This window comes from Stenotrophomonas sp. Steno-Z4, assembly GCF_056393145.1.
The window spans coordinates 33,032-49,385 of record NZ_JBWJPC010000008.1; the positions used below are offsets into that span (position 1 = coordinate 33,032).

General features: G+C 66.8%; 11 protein-coding genes and 9 tRNA genes. 12 read left to right on the forward strand and 8 right to left on the reverse strand.

Going from position 1 to position 16,354, the window contains the following annotated elements:
- Nucleotides 1–5 precede the first annotated feature (5 nt).
- From adiC to AC06E7_RS16920, 4 genes are all read right to left on the reverse strand, one after another.
- A complete protein-coding gene (adiC, locus tag AC06E7_RS16905) occupies nt 6–1,355 on the reverse strand; it encodes an arginine/agmatine antiporter (RefSeq protein WP_478065405.1) in 1,350 nt (449 codons plus the stop codon).
- Nucleotides 1,356–1,368: 13 nt separating this feature from the next.
- Nucleotides 1,369–2,799, reverse strand: coding sequence for a DcaP family trimeric outer membrane transporter (locus AC06E7_RS16910; RefSeq protein ID WP_478065406.1), 1,431 nt, complete (start codon nt 2,797–2,799; stop codon nt 1,369–1,371).
- 312 nt (nt 2,800–3,111) lie between these two features.
- The gene (gene dsbG, locus AC06E7_RS16915) at nt 3,112–3,918 is read right to left on the reverse strand and encodes a thiol:disulfide interchange protein DsbG (RefSeq protein ID WP_478065407.1); all 807 of its coding nucleotides are present in this window, start codon (nt 3,916–3,918) and stop codon (nt 3,112–3,114) included.
- 84 nt (nt 3,919–4,002) lie between these two features.
- A complete protein-coding gene (locus AC06E7_RS16920) occupies nt 4,003–5,073 on the reverse strand; it encodes a GlxA family transcriptional regulator (RefSeq protein WP_237334251.1) in 1,071 nt (356 codons plus the stop codon).
- Between the two features lie 217 nt (nt 5,074–5,290).
- Between AC06E7_RS16920 and AC06E7_RS16925 the strand changes: the two genes are divergently transcribed.
- The 11 genes from AC06E7_RS16925 (at nt 5,291) to AC06E7_RS16975 (ending at nt 10,293) form a co-directional block, all read left to right on the forward strand.
- The gene (locus AC06E7_RS16925; protein WP_093535924.1) at nt 5,291–5,689 is read left to right on the forward strand and encodes a heavy metal-responsive transcriptional regulator; all 399 of its coding nucleotides are present in this window, start codon (nt 5,291–5,293) and stop codon (nt 5,687–5,689) included.
- Nucleotides 5,686–8,031 (forward strand): heavy metal translocating P-type ATPase, encoded by a 2,346-nt coding sequence (locus AC06E7_RS16930; protein WP_478065408.1) that lies wholly within the window; start codon nt 5,686–5,688, stop codon nt 8,029–8,031. The genes AC06E7_RS16925 and AC06E7_RS16930 overlap by 4 nt, the downstream gene beginning before the upstream one ends.
- A 56-nt stretch (nt 8,032–8,087) precedes the next feature.
- A tRNA-Ala gene (locus AC06E7_RS16935) sits at nt 8,088–8,163 on the forward strand.
- Nucleotides 8,164–8,217: 54 nt separating this feature from the next.
- Nucleotides 8,218–8,293 (forward strand) — tRNA-Glu (locus tag AC06E7_RS16940).
- 100 nt (nt 8,294–8,393) lie between these two features.
- Nucleotides 8,394–8,469, forward strand: a tRNA-Ala gene (locus AC06E7_RS16945).
- A gap of 51 nt (nt 8,470–8,520) precedes the next feature.
- Nucleotides 8,521–8,596 (forward strand) — tRNA-Glu (locus tag AC06E7_RS16950).
- Between the two features lie 135 nt (nt 8,597–8,731).
- Nucleotides 8,732–8,807, forward strand: a tRNA-Ala gene (locus tag AC06E7_RS16955).
- 50 nt (nt 8,808–8,857) lie between these two features.
- Nucleotides 8,858–8,933 (forward strand) — tRNA-Glu (locus AC06E7_RS16960).
- 108 nt (nt 8,934–9,041) lie between these two features.
- Nucleotides 9,042–9,117, forward strand: a tRNA-Ala gene (locus AC06E7_RS16965).
- Nucleotides 9,118–9,174: 57 nt separating this feature from the next.
- Nucleotides 9,175–9,250 (forward strand) — tRNA-Glu (locus AC06E7_RS16970).
- A gap of 86 nt (nt 9,251–9,336) precedes the next feature.
- On the forward strand, nt 9,337–10,293 hold the full coding sequence (locus AC06E7_RS16975; protein WP_217538682.1) for an SOS response-associated peptidase family protein: 957 nt from the start codon (nt 9,337–9,339) through the stop codon (nt 10,291–10,293).
- Here the strand turns inward: AC06E7_RS16975 and AC06E7_RS16980 are convergent.
- Nucleotides 10,275–10,655 (reverse strand): response regulator, encoded by a 381-nt coding sequence (locus AC06E7_RS16980; RefSeq protein ID WP_068852635.1) that lies wholly within the window; start codon nt 10,653–10,655, stop codon nt 10,275–10,277. The two genes, AC06E7_RS16975 and AC06E7_RS16980, sit on opposite strands and share 19 nt — an antisense overlap.
- Nucleotides 10,656–10,778: 123 nt before the next feature.
- Between AC06E7_RS16980 and AC06E7_RS16985 the strand changes: the two genes are divergently transcribed.
- Nucleotides 10,779–10,865 (forward strand) — tRNA-Leu (locus tag AC06E7_RS16985).
- A gap of 53 nt (nt 10,866–10,918) precedes the next feature.
- Here the strand turns inward: AC06E7_RS16985 and AC06E7_RS16990 are convergent.
- The 3 genes from AC06E7_RS16990 to AC06E7_RS17000 form a co-directional block, all read right to left on the reverse strand.
- Complete coding sequence (locus tag AC06E7_RS16990) at nt 10,919–12,781, reverse strand: methyl-accepting chemotaxis protein (protein WP_478065409.1); 1,863 nt, start codon at nt 12,779–12,781, stop codon at nt 10,919–10,921.
- Between the two features lie 184 nt (nt 12,782–12,965).
- Nucleotides 12,966–13,808, reverse strand: a complete 843-nt coding sequence (locus AC06E7_RS16995) for an AraC family transcriptional regulator (RefSeq protein WP_478065410.1) — start codon at nt 13,806–13,808, stop codon at nt 12,966–12,968.
- A 546-nt stretch (nt 13,809–14,354) separates the two neighbouring features.
- Nucleotides 14,355–16,196: a methyl-accepting chemotaxis protein gene (locus AC06E7_RS17000; protein ID WP_478065411.1), complete on the reverse strand. Its 1,842-nt coding sequence runs from the start codon at nt 16,194–16,196 to the stop codon at nt 14,355–14,357.
- Nucleotides 16,197–16,354: the final 158 nt, after the last annotated feature.

Consider the following 16,354-nt stretch of genomic DNA (forward strand, 5'->3'; position numbering starts at 1 on the left):
GAAGGTCACGGAATCTTCGTGCTGGCGGGGCTGTCCAGCGGCGGCAGCTGGCCGCGCTGGCGGCGGCGCTCCTCGCTGAAGAAGGGGTAGAACACCGTGATGAACAGCACGAACAGGAAGGCGTACTGCACGATGCTGCCGGAGGAGCCGAAGATCGCCCACAGGCAGTACACGACGGTGATGCTGGTCAGGAACCAGAACGCGCCGGTGTGCACCAGGGTGTGCGAGCGTTCCACGACGAAGTAGCAGGCCACGCAGGAATAGATGTAGGGCAGCAGGGTCAATACCACCGCCGCCGACGTAATCACGTCGAACTGCGCCGAGGCGGTTTCCGACGTGGACGTAAGCAGGACGGCCAGGGTCATCAGCACCGCCACGATCACTACGCCCTTGACCGGCACGTCATCCTTGTTGGTCTTGCTGAAGATGCTGGGGAACAGGCCATCGTCCGAGGCCGCCTTGGCGCTCTGCGCGGTCAGCAGGATCCAGCCGCCGAGCGAGCCGGCGGCGCCGACAAAGGCGCACAGGCTCACCAGCGCGCCGCCCCAGCCGCCCACCGCATTGGCCGCCGCCAGCGCGAACGGTGCATCGGAGACCTGCAGGTCCCCATTGGGCACCATGCCCATGATCACCGACGAGCTGGCGATGTACGCCACCGCAGCCAGGAACACCCCGGCCAGGGTGGCCCGCGCCACGTTCTTCTCCGGGTTTTCGACCACGCCGGCGGTGACCGAGGCCGACTCGACCCCGATGAAGGCCCACAGCGTCAGAGCGGCCGCGCTGGAGATCGCGCCGAAGTTGGATTCGCCCGAGACGTTGTAGGCGCCCTTGAAGATGGCCGGGTCGAAGAAGAACCAGCCGAAGATGGCGATGCCCAGGATCGGTACCAGCGCGAAGCTGGTGGTCACCGTCTGCAGGCGGCTGACGAAGGCCGGGCCGATCACGTTGGCGAAACTCAGCGCCCACACCAGCGCGAGCACGGCGATGCAGCGCGGTATCGGCTGGGACAGGATCGGGAAGAAGTAGCTGAAGTAGCCCACCGCCGCGATCGGGATGGCGACGTTGCCGATCCAGTTGGCGAACCAGTAGATGGTGTTGGTCTGGAACCCCATGTACGGCCCGAACCAGTCGCGGGCGTACGCATACGGGCCGCCCGCCATGGGCGCCAGCTTGCCCAGTTTGGCGAACACGAAGGCCAGCAGCAGTGCGCCGGCGGTGGTGACCAGCCAGCCCCAGATCGAGGCGGTGCCGATCTTGGCCAGGCTGGACGGCAGCAGGAACACGCCGGAGCCCATCATGTTGCCGGCCACCAGGAAGGTGGCGCCGACAACCCCGATTTTCTTCGCTTGCGCCATGACGGTCTCTCCGCTACTTGATGAAGTTGTATTGCAGGCTGCCCTGCACCCGCACCGTGTCGGCGCGTTGCCCGTCCTGCTGTTCCAGTTGCCCGTACAGCACTTCCATGCCCATGGTCCAAGACGGCGCCGGGCTCCAGATCAGGTTGAACACCCCGTACCGGCTCTGGCGGAACGCATCGGCCGCGAGCGCGGCGTTGCGCGCCATCGTGAGCTGGCCGTAGATCAGGTTCGAGCGCCACAACGGCGACCAGTAGTGCGTGTAACCCACGAAGCCGCCCTGCAGTGACAGCGCATGCAGGCGCCCGTCCTGGCCGATCACCGCATCCAGGTCCGAACCGGTGAGGTCGGCGGTATAGCGGCTCAGGCCTTTGCCGCCCAGCGCGCCGAACAGCAGCAGGTCCTGTTCGCCGACCGACGCCGAACCGCTGAGCTGGACGCCGCCGCCGAACCGGCGGTCATCGCGCTGGTCGCCGTCGTAGCCAAGGCTGCGCGCCACCCCACCCAACTGCAGGTGGCCCCAGTCACGCTCCAGGCGCGCGGTAACGGTCACATCCGGCAGCCGGTTGGCGGCTACCGTTGCATCGGTGGTCCCCGCCAGCTGTGCATCGGGATCTTCGGCCGCCACCGTCAACGTGTTGCCCTTGCCCATCGCGAAGCTGTGGTGAATGCCGGCCACCAGCAGGTAGCCGGCGCCGCCGGGACCGGCGAAGTCCAGCGTGTCGGGCAGGCTGTCGGCATCCATGAAGGTGGCGTAGCCATAGCCGGCGTAGGTGTTGCCGAGCTGGCCGTAGGCATGCCGCAGCCGGAACTGGTAGCCGTCGCTGCTGCCGAAGAAGTCGTTCTCCAGGTAGAAGCGCAGGTTGCCGCGGCTGGTCGGGCGGCGTGCTTCGAAGCTGAAACGGGTCTGCTTGGCATGCAGGTTGAAGTTGGAGACATCGCGGTGCGCGCTGCCCACCGGAATGGTGGAGGTCACGAACTGATCCTCGTCCCCGGCCGCACGGGTATCCACGATCGCATCGAGCTTGGCATAGCCACCGATGCGGATCAGCGTGTCGGTATTGGGGATGGCCAGGAACCCTTTCAGTTCCGGATCGGTCGGGCCGGCCGCACTGTCCGGCCGCGAGGCGGCCGATGACGGATCGGCCACTGAATCACGCGGCGGCAGGATGGCCTGGCCGGTGCCGGGCACCTGGGTGGTGGCTGCATGGGGAAGCGTGGCGGACGGCGTGATCGCCGTGGGCGCAACCGCAGTCACCTCGGGACGCTGCGCAGGCGCACGGCCTTCTGCGGTTTCCAGCGCATCCAGGCGCTTTTCCATCGCCTCCAGCGTTTGTCGCAGGGTGCGGATGTCCTGGCGCAGGGCGTCGGCGGAATCCTGCGCATGCACCGGCATCGCGGAAAGCGCCAAAGCAGAGAACAGCAGCACGGCAGCGCAACGCATCACGTCCTCCCTGAACTGCAGACGATACTGCCGGTGTCAGCTGCGCTCACGCGCACGGCCGACAACGGCAACCCGGTACTGCTCCGCAGGAGAACGACGACCGCAGTAATTCCGGCGACATGTTCCAATCGCCGTACTGCCATCGGCAGTGCACCCGCGTGGGATTCCCTCCTCATCCCGGGTGACGCGCAGAAGCTGCGCACGCCAGCGCCCTGAGTAACAAGTCAGGAGTGAGTTTTTCGTGAAGTTTTACGTTGTCAAACGCCATGCGCGCAGTGTGGCTGCGCGCATGCGGGTCGACCTTGATTCAGATCAACGCGGGCCCATTACCTTTTCCATGTCCTCGCCCTGCGGCATGCCGGACACGCGTTGCACCATGCCCTGCGCATCACGGAACAGGATGCCGGGCGTGCCCTGGAAGCCCAGTTCCACCATCAGCACCTGGTTGGCGTCGAGCTTGTTGGCAAGCGCCGGCGTGATCGTCGCGGCCGGCTTGATGCCACCCTTGCTGAAGTCATGTTCGTTCTGCAGGAACACCGCGCTTGGATTGGGCGCGCCCAGGATCGCGGCCGCCTTTGCCGGGCTGTCCTCGCGGATCACGCCCACCATGACGTGGCGCAGCTGCACCTTGCCGCTGTCCACCCACGGCCGCGCTGCTTCCCAGAAGCGATGGCAGTAGGGGCAGTTGGCGTCGCTGAAGGTGTACACCACCCGCGGGGCATCGGCGCGCCCATCGCGCACCCACGCACTGCCATCCAGCCGCTTCCAGATCCGGTCCGACATCGGCTTGGCCACCAGCTTTTCCAGCGGCGCCGCGCCTACATCCTCACCCTTCTCATTGAAGAGCGTGCCGACCATCACATTCTTGCCGTCCGCCGTTACGTAAGCCGCAGCGGGCTGCTGTCCGCCGACCACGCCAGCGAAGCCCCGCAGGCCGCCGGGTGCGTCGAATTCACCGATGACCTCGAAGCCCTGCTTCTCGATGCCCTGCAGCACGGCCGGCCGGTTGGAGCTCTTCGCGGTGGCGGGGCTTTGCTGGGCCTGGCTGCAGCCGGCGACTGCCAGCAGCAATGCAGCGCTCAGCACGGAGCCCAGCACGGGCGAGGTCTTCAACAACATGGCAACTCCTGGAATGCACGCGAACGGCGAATGGCCCACAGGGTAGACGCATCTGCCTGACCCTGCAGCCACTGGCGCAGCGGCTCAGGCCGCCGGGCGCAACGGTTCGCCCTGCAGCTGCGCAAGCGGGCTGCGGGGACGCTCGCGCCGTTGCGCGAAAATCTGCCGCCGGTAACGCGCCGGGGTCACTCCGACGATGCGCAGGAACAGCCGGCGGAAGGCGCTCTGGTCGGAGTACCCCACCGCCCACGACACCTCATCGACCGCACCGCCCGCCTGCAGCAGCAGCTGCGCCTTTGCGATGCGCAGCCGCTGGCAGTAGGCAATCGGACGCAGGCCGGTGGCCTTCAGGAAGCGCCGCTGCAGCGTGCGCGGCTCCAGCCCTGCCGCGTCGCAGATGTCCTGCAGGGTGACGCCACGCGCCGCGATGCCGTGCAGCCACCGCTGCGCCTTCAGGATGCCGCGGTCGCCATGGGCGAAGTTCGGACTGAAGCGCTCCAGGTCTTCCTGCACGCCGCGCGGAATGACCAGCTGAAGCTGCTGGATGGCCGCGCTCATCACGCTCTGCCCGTAGATCCGGGCCAGCAGCCGCAGACTGAGATATTTCCATGCATCCGGGCCGGAAGCAGTCAGCAGGTCGCCGTCGTCCACCAGCGCGCGCTCGCTCGGATGCCAGCCCGGCACCACCGCCGCCAGCGACGGGCAACGCGACAGGTCGGGGACGCTGACCGAGCGCCCGGTCATGACCCCGGCCGAGGCCAGCAACAGCCCACCCTCTTCGCAGCCCGCCAGCAGGCTGCCCGCATCATGGCAGTCGCGCAGCCAGGTCAGCATGCGTTCGTCGGCCTGCATCAGCGGCCAGCTGGGCTCGTTACCCGGCACCACGATCACGGCCGGCGGGGTATCGCCGAACAGTTCGGCGCCGGCCACCCGCTGCATGCCATGCCCACGCGTGGACAGCGTCCAGCGGGTCACCAGCATGCGCGCGCCCGTGCGTTTACCCGCCGCAGCGGTGCGGTTGCAGCGCTGGGCAAGTTCGGAGAGCACCGGTGCGGCAGCACGCAGGCTGCCCGGGTATTCGAGCACCGCGACTTCCATCAGGGTCGGGGACGTGGGCTTGTGGGTGGGCGATGAAGAGGGGGGAAGTGCTTCCATGGCGGCGCTCCTGGAACGGCTGCTGAGACCGCCAAACCCTGCTGGATCAAGGCCTGACGGCGATTCCAATGGAGCGTACGGAGCGCCCCCCACGGCAGCTATGAAACTAGTTGTAAATCCGGACCGGTAACGACATTGGAGGCCACCGCAGCAAACCCTTGACTCTTGACCAGACTCCAGGGTCCACACTGTGCGCCTGCTCCCCAGAGAGGTCGCCGTGAACATTGGACAACTCGCACGTCAGGCTGGCGTGCCCATCGATACCGTGCGCTATTACGAGCGCCAGCATCTACTGCCGACAGCCCAGCGCAGTGCCGGTGGCTACCGGGTCTTCAACGACACCGACCTGACCCGCCTTCGCTTCATCCGTCGCGCCAAGGCGCTGGGCTTTACCCTGGAGGAAATCGGCGAACTGCTCGCCCTGAGCGACCAGCGCGGCCAGGACATGGCCCAGGTGCGCGAGGCGGCAGTGCTGAAGCTGCAGGACATCGAACAGCGCGTTGCCGAACTGCAGCGCATGCATGCCGCGCTGGAGCAACTGGTCGATGCCTGCCCCGGCCATGGCGGCCTGGAACAGTGCCCGATCCTGGGTGCACTGACGGAGCCTCACCGATGACCGCGCCCAAAGGCAGCTGCTGCGCCGCGCACGGCGGTGGCGCCCCGGCAGGCAACACGGTCAAGGACCTGGTCTGCGGCATGGACGTGAACCCGGACACCACCGCGCACCACGCCCGGCATGCCGGCAGCGACTACCACTTCTGCAGCGACGGTTGCCGGCGCAAATTCGTCGCCGCGCCGCAGCGCTATCTCGACCCTGCCTCGCACATCGCCGAACCGGCACCGGCCGGCACGCTCTACACCTGCCCGATGGATCCAGAGATCGTGCAGGAAGGGCCAGGCACCTGCCCCATCTGCGGCATGGCGCTGGAACCGATGATGCCCAGCCTGGACGAGGGCGAAAATCCTGAGCTCACCGACTTCCGCCGGCGCTTCTGGTGGAGCCTGCCGCTGAGCATCGCCACCATGGCACTGGCAATGCTGGCCATGACCCCGCTGCTGCACAGCGTGCCGCCGGGCGTGCGGGTGTGGATCGAGCTGGTGCTGGCCACGCCGGTGGTGCTGTGGGCAGGCTGGCCGTTCGTGCAGCGCTGGGCGCAGTCGATCCGCAACCGCAGCCCGAACATGTGGACCCTGATCGGCACCGGTGTGCTGGCCGCGTATGGCTACAGCGTGGTGGCAACGATTGCGCCCGGGCTTTTCCCGCCGTCGTTCCAGCAGCACGGCCACGTGGGCGTGTACTTCGAAGCGGCGGCGGTCATCATCTCGCTCACCCTGCTCGGCCAGCTGATGGAGCTGCGCGCCCGCGCCCAGACCTCGGCGGCGATCAGGGCGTTGCTGGGGCTGGCACCGAAAACCGCGCGGGTGCTGCGCGAGGACGGCCACGAGGAAGACGTGGACATCACGGCACTGCAGCCCGGCGACCGCCTGCGGGTGCGGCCGGGCGAGAAAGTACCGGTGGATGGCAGCGTGCTGGAGGGTCGTTCCACGGTGGACGAATCGATGCTGACCGGCGAACCGGTGCCGGTGGCCAAGGCCGTGGGCGATACCGTCATCGGCGCCACCCTCAACGGGACCGGCAGCCTGGTGATCCGTGCCGAGCGGCTGGGCGACGACAGCATGCTGGCGCAGATCGTGCAGCTGGTGGCGCAGGCGCAGCGTTCGCGCGCACCGATGCAGCGGATGGCCGACAAGGTCGCCTACTGGTTCGTGCTGGCGGTACTGGGCGCGGCGATGCTGACCTTCTTCGGCTGGGGCCTGTTCGGACCGGACCCGTCGTGGACGCATGCGGTGCTCAGCGCGGTGGCGGTGTTGATCATTGCCTGCCCTTGCGCTCTTGGCCTGGCCACGCCGATGACCATCATGGTCGCCACCGGACGCGCCGCGCAGCAGGGTGTGCTGTTCCGCGACGCCGAGGCCATCGAAGCGCTGCGCAGCGTGGATACGCTGGTGGTGGACAAGACCGGCACGCTCACCGAAGGCCGGCCCGCCTTCCGCGACGTAAAGCCGGTGCCCGGATTCGCGGCCGACGACGTGCTGCACTGGGCGGCCAGCCTGGACCAGGGCAGCGAACACCCGCTGGCCGCAGCGATCGTCGCCGAAGCGCGCCGTCGAGGCCGCCCACTCGCATCGGTGGAGGACTTCGACTCGCTCACCGGCCTTGGCGTGCGTGGCACGGTTGAAGGCAGGACACTGCTGCTCGGCAACGCCGCGCTGATGGCCGACCACCACATCTCCCTGCAGCTCCTGCACGCCGATGCCAAGCAATTGCGCGAGGCGGCGGCCAGCGTGATGTTACTGGCCGTCGACGGCACCCTGGCCGGGCTGATTGCAGTGGCCGACCCCATCAAGGCGTCCACCGCCGAAGCCATCGCACAGCTGCACCGCGATGGCCTGCGCATCGTGATGGCGACCGGCGACGGCACCGCCACGGCTGAAGCCGTAGCGCGCGAGCTGGGCCTGGACGAGGTGCACGGTGAAATGCGCCCGGCGGACAAGGCCGAACTGATCCGCGCGCTGCAGGCACAGGGCCGCACGGTGGCCATGGCCGGCGATGGCATCAACGATGCGCCTGCATTGGCAAGCGCCAATGTCGGCATCGCGATGGGCAACGGCACGGACGTGGCGATGTCCAGCGCACAGGTCACGCTGGTCAAGGGCGACCTGCGCGGGATCCTGCGGGCGCGCCAGCTGTCGTCCGCAAGTGTGCGCAACATGCGGCAGAACCTGGGCTTCGCGTTCCTCTACAACGGCCTGGGCATTCCGGTGGCGGCAGGTGTGCTGTATCCACTGGGCATCACGATGTCGCCGATGCTGGCGGCGGTGGCGATGAGCCTCAGTTCGGTGTCGGTGATCAGCAATGCGTTGCGTCTTCGCCATCAACGATTGCCAACGTCATGACAGTTTTTTCTTGCCAATCGAAAACAGCATCGCTATGATCTCGCTCCTCACGACGTGGGGCCATAGCTCAGCTGGGAGAGCGCCTGCATGGCATGCAGGAGGTCGGCGGTTCGATCCCGCCTGGCTCCACCACTCCGGACCTTAGGCCGTCCGGAAGGTAGTGAACACAATTCGAGTTTTTCGTGCGTCCCCATCGTCTAGAGGCCTAGGACATCACCCTTTCACGGTGGCGACCGGGGTTCGAATCCCCGTGGGGACGCCAGTTACAAAACAAAAAGCCCTGACTCCGGTCGGGGCTTTTTGTTTGCAAAAACACTTGGCGAATCGTCTTCACACGCGTAGAATTCCGCCTCCAGCATCGTGGGGCCATAGCTCAGCTGGGAGAGCGCCTGCATGGCATGCAGGAGGTCGGCGGTTCGATCCCGCCTGGCTCCACCACTCCGGACCTTAGGCCGTTCGGAGGTGTTGGAAACATTGATGAGTTCATGCGTCCCCATCGTCTAGAGGCCTAGGACATCACCCTTTCACGGTGGCGACCGGGGTTCGAATCCCCGTGGGGACGCCACTCATCAACCGGTGTAACGACCAACGGTCGTTACCTACCGGTAGCATCCGACCGTTGGTCGGATGGCGGGGTTTAACAAAGGCTGGCCATTCAGGCAAATCAACGCTAGAATGTCGGGCTGGTAGCAACAAACGTGGGGCCATAGCTCAGCTGGGAGAGCGCCTGCATGGCATGCAGGAGGTCGGCGGTTCGATCCCGCCTGGCTCCACCACTTCTCCGGACATAGGCCGTCCGACAGAAGCAAAATTCAAAGTTTCGTGCGTCCCCATCGTCTAGAGGCCTAGGACATCACCCTTTCACGGTGGCGACCGGGGTTCGAATCCCCGTGGGGACGCCAATCAAACGCAGAAAACCCCGGCAATGCCGGGGTTTTTTGTATCCGTCGAAAAAAGTGTTTCCCTTTTCGGAAAACACCGATATGATAGGCGGCTCGCAGCATCAACGTGGGGCCATAGCTCAGCTGGGAGAGCGCCTGCATGGCATGCAGGAGGTCGGCGGTTCGATCCCGCCTGGCTCCACCAACATCCGGTCATTAGGCCGATCGGATGGATGCAGCATTAAAATTCAGGTTTTCGTGCGTCCCCATCGTCTAGAGGCCTAGGACATCACCCTTTCACGGTGGCGACCGGGGTTCGAATCCCCGTGGGGACGCCAATACAACGCAGAAGGCCCCGGCAATGCCGGGGCTTTTTGTTTGGTAGCGTATCAACCCACAGTTGATACCCCTCCGGTCCAGGCCCATGTGCTATTCCGCCCAGATCCGCGCCGACTACACCAAGCTGGTTCGTGAGTTCGGCGCCGCCATTTCGCTGGACGAGTTCGCCCAGCTCTACGCCCATGACGCCGGCAAGCAACGCCCCAAGACCCCCAAGGCCATGGACGACGGCTTTGCCGGTGCGCGCACCGCGCAGGGCCAGGATATCGTGGCGAAGATCCAGCAATGGCATGCCGAAGAAATGCAGGCGCTGGACGAGGAAATCCGCGTCCAGTCCGCACGCCGGAAGCAGGCCGAAGAAAGCCTGGCGCACCGCCCCACCCAGAAGGCCCGCAATGACATCCGCATTGCCGGCAACCGCGTTGACCGCGCCCAGGCACGCCTGGCCGACCTGCACCGCACCGGCCTGCTGCCGCGCGACAGCCGCATCTTTCCCGGCGTATACGCCCCGGTGATCGTGTCCGAGCATGGCCAGCGCGTGATCAAGCCGATGCGCTACCAGTGCCGCCTGCCCGACAAGCCCGCACGCAACGACGCGCTCTATCCGGGCACCTACAACGCCCGCCGCGACAGCCTCGAGGCGTACTGGAAGAACGCGTTCGGCCACCACCACGGCGTTGTCGTCGTGCAATCGTTCTACGAACACGTGCCCCGCCATGCGCTGGAACAGCGCAGCCTGGCACCGGGCGAGAATCCACAGAACGTGGTGCTCGAATTCCGCCCGCAGCCACCGCGCGACCTGTTGATCGCCTGCCTGTGGTCGGAATGGGAAGGCCCCGAGGGCCGCCTGCTCTCGTTCGCCGCCATCACCGACGAACCCCCGCGCGACGTGGCCGCAGCCGGGCATGACCGCTGCATCGTACCGATCCGACGCGAAAACCTGGATGCGTGGCTGAATCCAGATCCGCAGGACCTGGCCGCGTTGTACCGCATCCTGGACGACCGCGAGCCGGTCGAGCTGGATTACGCCGAGGCGGCGTGATCCTGCAGCGCAGCGGTCAGCGCCTGGTTCAACTCAACGGCCAGATAGGGCTTGGTCAGCACCCTGCCCGCGCGGAACGCTTCGGGCAGCTGGAAATGCGCCATGCCGGTGGCCACCACGAAGGGAATGCCAAGCGCGGTCAGTGCATCGGCGACCGGGTCGCTGGTCTCGTGATTGGCCAGGCGGTAATCCAGCAGAACGATCTGCGGCGCAGCCTCTTCGATCAGGCGCAGTGCCTCGGCCACCGACGACGCCGGCCCGACCATCACCGCGCCCGCGTGCATCAGCTGCATCTCGAGCAACGACGCGCTCATCGCGTCGTTTTCCACCACCAGTACCCGCAGACCCTGCAACGCGCTCATCGCTGCTCCCTGTATCGTTCAGCGCAATGAGTATAGCGTCGCGGAAAAATGAAGGCCGGGGTCGACTGAACGATTCAGACCTCCCCAATCCGGCCGGGTTTGTATACACTACGCGGCCAGCCAGCCGAAGTGGCGGAATCGGTAGACGCAGCGGACTCAAAATCCGCCGCCCTTAAAAGCGTGTGGGTTCGAGTCCCACCTTCGGCACCATGGAATCCAGAAGGCCAGATCGAAAGATCTGGCCTTCTGCTTTTGGTTCGTCGTTACACCAGCCGCAGCGCGGCCGGTCCACCCAGGGTATTCCCCTGCGCCGCCTGGCGCAGCACCTGGGCCACCGCGCCGTCGACACGGAATGCGGATACTGTCTGCAGCAGCTGGGTGGCCTGCTCTTCCATGCTGCGCGCGGCCGCCGATGCCTCTTCCACCAGCGCCGCGTTCTGCTGCGTGCTCTGGTCGATGTGCTCCACCGCCTGGTTGATCTGGCCGATGCTTTCGCTCTGCTGCTGCGCTCCGGTGCTGATGCGTGCGATCAGGGCATCGACCCGCGTCACGCTGTCCACGATCTGCTGCATGGTGCGACCGGCGCTCTCGACCTGGGCGGTGCCCGTCCCGACCCGGTCCACCGAGTCGTCGATCAACTGTTTGATCTCCTTGGCCGCGCTGGCCGACCGCTGCGACAGCGAGCGGATCTCACCGGCCACGACGGCAAAGCCGCGCCCGTGCTCGCCGGCACGCGCCGCTTCCACGGCCGCGTTGAGCGCCAGGATGTTGGTCTGGAACGCGATGCCGTCGATCACGCTGATGATGTCGACGATGCGGCGCGACGAGGCGTTGATCAGGCTCATGGTGGTGACCACCTCGCTGACCACCCTGCCCCCTTGTGCGGCCACGTCCACCGCGCCGCCGGCCAGCTGGCTGGCCTGGCGGGCGTCCTCGGCGCTCTGCCGTACGGTGCCTGTCAGGCCCTGCAGCGACACTGCGGTTTCCTCCAGCGAGGCGGCCTGCTGTTCGGTGCGCTGGGACAGGTCGGCATTGCCCGTGGCGATCTCGCTGGCGCCCAGCGCCACCGCGTCGGCGGCAACGCGGATCTGGCCGATGACGCTGCCCATGGTCTCGACCATGGCATTGATGCCCTCGCACAGCTCGGCGATGGCGCCGGTCTTGTCGCCGGCATCGATGCGCCTGCCCAGGTCGCCGGCCTGTGCGGCGGCAACCACTTCGCGGGTCTGCGCGACAGCAGCCGCCAGCGCCTGCGCATCACGCACCTGCGCGCTGATGTCGGTGGCGTACTTGACCACTTTGAACGGACGGCCGTTCATGTCGAAGATCGGGTTATAGGACGCCTGGATCCAGATCTCGCGCCCGCCCTTGCCCAGCCGGCGGTACTGGCCGGCGTCATACTCGCCCCGGCCAAGCTTCTGCCAGAACTGCCGGTATCCGGCGCTCCGGGCGTACTCGGGTTCGGCGAACATCGAATGGTGCTGGCCGCGCACTTCCTCCAGCGCGTAGCCCGTGGTGGCCAGGAAGTTGTCGTTGGCCGACAGGATGCAGCCGTCCAGGCTGAACTCGATCACCGCCTGCGAGGTATTGATCGCGGCCAGCTGGCCGGCGAAGTCGGCCGCCTGCATCTGCTGGGCCGTGATGTCGGTGGCGAACTTGACCACCTTGACCGGCCGGCCGCTGCTGTCGAACACCGGGTTGTAGGACGCCTGGATCCATATCTCGCGGCCGCCCTTGCCCACCCGCCGGTACTGGCCGGCATCAAACTCGCCGCGACCGAGCCGCGCCCAGAACTCGCGGTAGGCGCTGCTGCGCACGTGCTCCGGGTCGACGAACATGGAATGGTGGCGCCCGCGGATCTCCTCCAGCGTGTAGCCGAGGGTCTGCAGGAAGTTGTCATTGGCCTGGAGGATGGTGCCCTCCAGGTCGAACTCGATCACCGCTTGTACCCGGTGCAGCGCAGCGACCTGCGCTTCAAGTTCGGCATGGCGCTGGGCCAGGGCGGTGCTGGCCTGCCGCGTGGCCCGCGGCGAGAAGGCGAGCGCGCCGAGCGAGCGCAGGAAAGACGTGGCTGTGGAGGCACCGGTGCGGGGGGACGCCGGCGACTGCAGGGCTGCGATGGACATCGATGTTTCCTCGGTTCCAACAAGCTCAATGGGCTACGCCGGGCGACATGCCCGGGGTAGTACGCAAGAACGCTTGGGGACTCACGAAGACCGCCGTGGTGCTGGCGTCCCTTCCGTGGGCAAAACAGATCGACTGCATTTCCGTCAGCGGCACCCGCCGGGAAAACTTTAGGGCGATATCGGCTCAGCGCCTGCGCGTGGACGTGGCCCCGGTCGCCGACGGTTTGCCGGCGAGGGCCCGGGACAGCTCCTGTGCCGGCTGCAGCCCGAACATGCGGGCATACAGCGCCGCCATCCGACCCAGGTCCCAGACTCCGAAACGCGAGCAGATGCCCGTGACCGTGTCGCCTGGCGCGGCCGAACGCAGCGCGCTGCGGATCGCATGCAGGCGCTCGACGAGATAGAACTGGTGCGGTGCCATCCCGAACAGGTCGTCGAACGCCCGGTTGAGCGAACGTTGCGAGGCCCCTACCGCGAACGGGATGTCCGAAAACGCCGCTTCGCCGCGCAGGCTGCGCTGGATGTGCTCGATGCCGCGGCGGACGATCTCCCGGCGCGGCAGCGGTGGGCGACCGCGCCGGGCGACGGCGGGTTCGCCGGCGGCCTGCAGGTGGCACTGCAGCAGCAGCGCGCTGAGCTGGGCAGCGAACGCGCGTCGCGCGCCCGCCTGCGCGAATGCCTCCGGGTCGCGGTCGTGGATGTCCAGCGCGCGCCGCACCATCCCGCCGATATCGGCCACCATGGTGGGGCTCGAGGTGATGTTGCCGGTGCGGTACAGCCGGCTCACCTCCAGTCCATCGATATGCGCGGCCTGGTCCAGCAGCAGCTGCTCGGCCACGTCGATGCACAGGAAGCGCGCAGGCACCCGGGTGAAGCCATGCACCTCGATCCGTGGCGCCAGCCAGGAGACCTCGGCCTCGCCCACGTGCTGGCCGTCCACCTCGGTCTGGCTTCCCGGCAGCGCCAGGTAGGCCGCAAAACGCGAAGCGAGCGGTGCGCCGCGGTACACCACGGGGGCGCCGTCCATGCCGTGCAGCAATATCACGTCACCAAGGTCGAGCAGATTCAACACCCACGCGCCATCACCCCGCCCGGTAACCCGTATATGGCTGTCGATTCCCTTGACTGAATTTGAATATGCCTCGAAGTCCGGGAAAATCAGGGAGGGCATTATTTTCTGGATCGATTTAGATAACAGGGAGTAGATCGATCAATCGATCTTCGCACGCGCCGCACTGCGGAACCGCGCCTACTCTACGGCACGTGAACAGGCAGGTGCACGGCTATTGGTCATGGTTTATTTCGTCTGATTTGGCGAACTTTACGTAGCGATCCTGAAACTGCGCCAGTAAGAATGAGCCCGCCTCGCGATGGGGTGCCTGGACGGTGGGGACTGTCCAGCACCCTGTTGCCGGGCCTGGAAAACGGCCCCGCCCGTAAACTGCGTAGTTTCTTCCCGACATAATCCCGGCACCCACCATCCGGGGTGCCTTGGCGTGGTTCCACGACGCTGGCAGCCACCACGAAAAACGGCCGGACCCCAAGGATCCGGCCGTTGGCAGGGCGCCGCGTTTCAGACCCGCCGCAGTACCGGCTGTGCGCCCTGGCGCAGCGCCGTGGCCACCGCCGCATCCACCCGGAACGCCGCCACGGTCTGCAGCAGCTGGCTGGCCTGCTCTTCCATGCTGCGCGCCGCGGCGGAGGCCTCCTCGACCAGCGCGGCGTTCTGCTGGGTGCCCTCGTCGATCTGGTCGACCGCCCGGTTCATCTGGGTGATCCCCTCGCTCTGCTGGCGGGTGGCCGTGCTGATCTCGGTCATCAGGTCGCTGACCCGCCGCACGTTGACCACGATCTCGTCCATGGTGTGCCCGGCGCTCTCGACCTGGCTGGTGCCGGTACCGACCTTGTCCACCGAGTCGGTGATCAGCTGCTTGATCTCCTTGGCCGCGCCGGCCGAACGCTGCGACAGCGAGCGGATTTCCGCCGCGACGACCGCGAATCCCCGCCCGTGTTCGCCCGCGCGGGCCGCTTCCACCGCCGCGTTCAACGCCAGGATGTTGGTCTGGAAGGCAATGCCATCGATCACGCCGATGATGTCGACGATGCGGCGCGAGGACTCGTTGATCAGCGCCATGGTCGACACCACCTCGTGCACCACCTGCCCGCCCTGCGCCGCCACGCCCACCGCGCCACTGGCCAGTTCGCTGGCCTGGCGGGCATTGTCGGCGGTGCGCCGCACGGTATCGGCCAGGTCCTTCATGGATACCGCGGTTTCTTCCAGCGACGCGGCCTGCTGCTCGGTGCGCTGGGACAGGTCGGCGTTGCCGACCGCGATTTCGCTGGCGCCGAGGGCAATGGTGTCGGCGGCAAACTTGATCTGCCCGATGATGCCGGCCATCGCTTCGACCAGCGCGTTGATGCCGCAGCACAGTTCGGCGATGGGGCCGGTCTTGTCATCGACGGCGATGTGCCCGGTAAGGTCGCCCCCCTGCGCGGCGGCCACCACCTCGCGGGTCTGCGCCACCGCCTGCTGCATGGCCTGGCTGTCGCGGACCTGGGCGGTGATGTCGGTGGCGTACTTGACCACCTTGAGCGGGCGGCCGTCCACGTCCAGCACGGGGTTGTAGGACGCCTGGATCCAGATGTCACGTCCGCCCTTGCCGACGCGCCGGTACTGGCCGGCGTCGTACTCGCCCCGCCCCATCTTCTCCCAGAACGCGCGGTACTCGTCGCTGCCGCGGTAGTCGGCGGCGACGAACATGGCATGGTGTTGGCCGCGCACTTCCTCCAGCGTATAGCCGGTAGTGGCCAGGAAATTCTCGTTGGCGCCGAGGATGCGGCCATCGAGGCTGAACTCGATCACCGCCTGCGACTTGTTGATGGCCGCGAGCTGGCCGGCGAAATCGGCCGCCTGCATCATCTGGGCAGTGATGTCGGTGGCGAACTTGACGACCTTGTACGGGCGCCCGTTCGGGTCCAGCACCGGGTTGTACGAGGCCTGGATCCAGATCTCGCGCCCGCCCTTGCCGAAACGGCGGTACTGGCCGGCGTCGTACTCGCCGCGGCCGAGCCGCGCCCAGAACTCGCGATACGCCGGCGTGGCGACCTGGGCCGGGTCGACGAACAGGGCATGGTGCTTCCCGCGCACCTCGTCCAGCGAGTAGCCGAGCGCCTGCAGGAAGTTGGCATTGGCGGTCAGGATGGTGCCGTCGAGCGCGAACTCGATCACCGCCTGGACCCGGTGCAGCGCGGCGACCTGCGCTTCCAGCTCGGCCTGGTGCTGTGCGGCCTGCCGGGCGTCGTCGCGCAGCGCGCGGCGAGCGCTGAACAGCGCGGCGAACGGGCGCCAGCGCGAAGCGGGGGCGGAAGCCGTGTCCGCTCCCGACAGGGGCAACTGCATGCTTGAGCTGAACATTTCCATATCCTCGATGTCCGATCAGCTGATGGGGATGCGACGCGGGTGCTGTGCGGCGCGGAATCACGTTGGCTTCGGGACCTGCGAAGACGTCTGCGGGGTGGGGCCGATTGCGAGGAAGGTATCGACCCTCGGCCATCAAGCTTGAGGTATCGGGC

Bases quoted from the DNA above. Each gene is read 5' to 3' on its own strand.
- adiC (WP_478065405.1), bottom strand. From the start codon at position 1,355: ATGGCGCAAGCGAAGAAAATCGGGGTTGTCGGCGCCACCTTCCTGGTG.
- AC06E7_RS16910 (WP_478065406.1), bottom strand. From the start codon at position 2,799: ATGCGTTGCGCTGCCGTGCTGCTGTTCTCTGCTTTGGCGCTTTCCGCG.
- dsbG (WP_478065407.1), bottom strand. From the start codon at position 3,918: ATGTTGTTGAAGACCTCGCCCGTGCTGGGCTCCGTGCTGAGCGCTGCA.
- AC06E7_RS16920 (WP_237334251.1), bottom strand. From the start codon at position 5,073: ATGGAAGCACTTCCCCCCTCTTCATCGCCCACCCACAAGCCCACGTCC.
- AC06E7_RS16930 (WP_478065408.1), top strand. From the start codon at position 5,686: ATGACCGCGCCCAAAGGCAGCTGCTGCGCCGCGCACGGCGGTGGCGCC.
- AC06E7_RS16975 (WP_217538682.1), top strand. From the start codon at position 9,337: ATGTGCTATTCCGCCCAGATCCGCGCCGACTACACCAAGCTGGTTCGT.
- AC06E7_RS16980 (WP_068852635.1), bottom strand. From the start codon at position 10,655: ATGAGCGCGTTGCAGGGTCTGCGGGTACTGGTGGTGGAAAACGACGCG.
- AC06E7_RS16990 (WP_478065409.1), bottom strand. From the start codon at position 12,781: ATGTCCATCGCAGCCCTGCAGTCGCCGGCGTCCCCCCGCACCGGTGCC.
- AC06E7_RS16995 (WP_478065410.1), bottom strand. From the start codon at position 13,808: ATGGACGGCGCCCCCGTGGTGTACCGCGGCGCACCGCTCGCTTCGCGT.
- AC06E7_RS17000 (WP_478065411.1), bottom strand. From the start codon at position 16,196: ATGTTCAGCTCAAGCATGCAGTTGCCCCTGTCGGGAGCGGACACGGCT.